Below are 2,973 nucleotides of genomic sequence, written 5' to 3'. Positions count from 1 at the left end.
CCCGGCCCCAGTCATATCGATATTCGAGCGGTCGAAACATCATTGGGTGCAATTTGATGGGGCGGTCGAACACTTCCAGGAAAGTGGGCTGCGAAAATATTCGCCTGAACTGACGCGAAGGTCCACCTCCCGTTGATCGCAGCGTCCGCTTCCCACCCTTCTGCGACTTTCCCGAACTGACGACGATCAGCACAACATTGATGCGGCTTGTAACATTCCTCGTTGTTGGCGGCACCTACTCTCTTGAAGTGCTGCTTTCGGCAAGGCGTTTGCGTAGCGCGTTTTTGATAAGATCTTCGATGAACCCGTCGTGGCCGCCATGGCACCGATCCCTGGGATCGGCTGGACTGTGTTCGTTGAACAGCCGCAGGCAGAAGCTTTTGCACCGCTCTATGCTTCTTTGTGGCGCACCGGTGGCCTGCTGCTCGTCGCCACCGTCTTTGCTGCGGCGGCGATGGACATGCAAGAGGCCATTCAGCGCTTGATCGCCGAATGGCGTCTGTGCGGCCATGTTATCGGCTTCGGCATAGGACTCGCGATGGGATGGGCGACGGTCGGCAGAATTGGCTATGAGGCCCGCGTTGACTACACCGCGATCGGCTATGTCGTGAACCTGGCGTCGAGACTGTGTTCATCGGCCAATGACCAGCAAATCCCCATTGATCATTCCGTGGCGCACTGCGTGCATGGCAAGATTCCGATGGTCGCACTCGGCGCGCGTGACCTTAAGGGCTTCGACGAGCAAGTAGCCGTTTACGACGTCGGAACGCGAAGCGCGAAGTCAGATGTCGCGTCCGACCCGAATGAGATCGGCGCGAAAAGTTAGGCCTGCGTTTCGAAACAGAATAAGGAAATCCGCTAACGCCTTTGCGTGTGCGCGATGACCGGTGTTGGGAGGCCGCATAAAAAAAGAACCGCCGCTTATGGGGGGATGAGAGCGACGGTTCTTTTTTGGGTTTGCAACCAGGAGGGGTGTTGCAATAGTCCGGGCTTCGGTGGGGGGCCAAAACCCACGATAAGATACCACCACTCAAACTCCGCACGACTATGCAAATTGTCGCACAAGAACGCGCCAGCAGCCGCATAAAAAAGCAAAAAGGCCGCCGCATAATTGGCGCTCATATAGTATGGAGGCTATGATCCACCATTCAACGCGGTAGCCGCGATTTCGTCCCGTCCAGATAGTGGTCTGGCTTGGCCACGGGATAGGTGGGTGCCGTTGATCGGCATGCCGCCGATTAGAGTCATTGTGGCGTGGATTCGGTGTTCGGTCGCGATACGCTTGAACGAGAAGGCGAAATTACCGAAACCGATGCGGTATCGAAAGGACGATCGAAGCAGGCTTCCGGGATCGGTCTCAAGATCAGGCTACAGTTCCTACGCGAGTAATATGCCCGCTTGCCCATTTCACCGGCCAAAAATGTCCCAAGCGGCGCTGGTTTCCAGCGAACTGGTGCGAATGAAAGCATTGTGCCGGCCGGAATTTGCCGCTCAACTGAGGGTATCGGCAAAGTCGAGCTCTTTTGCCATTTCGCTGACCTTCAAATTGAACAAGGCTCATGCCGTGACATGAGGTAGATTTCCTCTTAAGGAGAGAATTACCATTGACTGCTCAATCGATGGTTCGGAGCTCGAATGGAAGTTATTTTCAAGATTATTGTCGTGTCCGGACTTGCGCTGGCACCAGCCGTCATTGCCACCAAAAAGGGTCGCGATTTCTGCCCGTGGGCGATCTACGGGTTTTTGGTGTGGCCTATCGCAATCATCCATGCATGCGTCTTGAGCCGTAAGGACAAGGACACGATTGAGGACCGTATAGATATCACTCAACAAATTGAGCCCAAACGACCCTAGGGTCGCGCTGGAGCCAGTGAGCAGTAGAATAGTATTCCCAATCAACGATTAACCTAATTGAATGAGCATCCCGATTGGTGGCAGCGTCCACTTTGATGGCTTTGGGCGTTCTCAAAAAGGGGAGAGATGAGACGGAGCATTGGGGATGGGGAATCCCGGCTGCCGAAAAATTGTCTCGCCCCCTCCCAGTTGGCTTGCCGTGGGCTTTAGGGCTTTGAGCGGCAAGCTGTGACAGAATACACTCTCAGGACCGTTGCCGTCTGCGTGGCAATTCGATGTATGCACCCACAATCAGCGATTGCAGGAACTCCAGACCGGGACTAAAAAAGGGAGGAGAGAGACGAGGATATCCCCCACCATCCTTGCCTCTACCCTCCCAGTTTCAGCTGACCACGAGACACAGGATGCAAAGTCAAAGCAGCCTGATGTGCCAGTCACAGCCGTAGAACATTACACCCGAGAGGTTCATGCCGTCAGCTTGGCAATTGGACGTACAGGCTACCCCCTTTAGCCGTCAGGACGCCACTATTGGTTGCGGCAGGTCGGATTTGCATCGACGATTCCGGTTTACGAGACCGGCGAGATGACCGCTTCTCCACTTTGCACTGAAACTGAATTTGGAAATAGACATTTTGCCTCAAGCTATTCCCCGGCTGGGTTCGACCGGCGAGTGTTCCCTGTCCCCAGGTCCGCCGGTCATTGCCTAGCTTTAATTTCAACCGGGTCGTCCGCCCATGATGGTCATTGATTGCCGTTATTGGGAGCGTCACTCGTGCCAAACCCACCTCGCTAGGTCTTGTTACAGTTACGTACTTGCCCTTCGCATGTCGGAGAAATCATGGTCGCCGGATCAACGCCAACGACGATCCAGAGAGGGAGAACAGAATTGCTTATTAAAACCGCAACAATCTTCACGATGATCGCACTTGCGGGATGTCAGTCGACTGGCGATGACGCTGGTGCGGTACCCGCGTCAGCCATCCCGCCTGCCATGGCAGCGACTGCCACGGCGTCGGATGGTGCGCCTGCCGACATTGCCGATTTGGTCAATGCCCGGACCGCCGGCGCCAAAAGCCAGATGCAAGCGCGTGGTTACGCTGTTGTCAGCTATCAGGGCGG

The 2,973-nt window shown here is 55.2% G+C and carries 2 protein-coding genes, 1 tRNA gene and 1 pseudogene; 3 read left to right on the top strand and 1 reads right to left on the bottom strand.

Features of this window, described 5'->3' with window-relative positions; genetic code table 11:
- Positions 1-298: 298 nt before the first annotated feature.
- Positions 299-826 (top strand): annotated as a pseudogene (locus AAAC48_RS29410) (adenylate/guanylate cyclase domain-containing protein); the annotation flags it as partial.
- Positions 827-1,635: 809 nt separating this feature from the next.
- Positions 1,636-1,854: a hypothetical protein gene (locus AAAC48_RS29405; protein WP_340657571.1), complete on the top strand. Its 219-nt coding sequence runs from the start codon at positions 1,636-1,638 to the stop codon at positions 1,852-1,854.
- A 529-nt stretch (positions 1,855-2,383) separates the two neighbouring features.
- Here the strand turns inward: AAAC48_RS29405 and AAAC48_RS29400 are convergent.
- Positions 2,384-2,459, bottom strand: a tRNA-Thr gene (locus tag AAAC48_RS29400).
- A 281-nt stretch (positions 2,460-2,740) separates the two neighbouring features.
- Between AAAC48_RS29400 and AAAC48_RS29395 the strand changes: the two genes are divergently transcribed.
- The coding region (locus AAAC48_RS29395) for a hypothetical protein (RefSeq protein ID WP_340657570.1) at positions 2,741-2,973 on the top strand (233 nt) is incomplete at its 3' end.

Source organism: Phyllobacterium sp. (genome assembly GCF_037994405.1).
Classification (GTDB): domain Bacteria; phylum Pseudomonadota; class Alphaproteobacteria; order Rhizobiales; family Rhizobiaceae; genus Phyllobacterium.
This window is presented reverse-complemented; position numbering and strand designations above follow the sequence as displayed.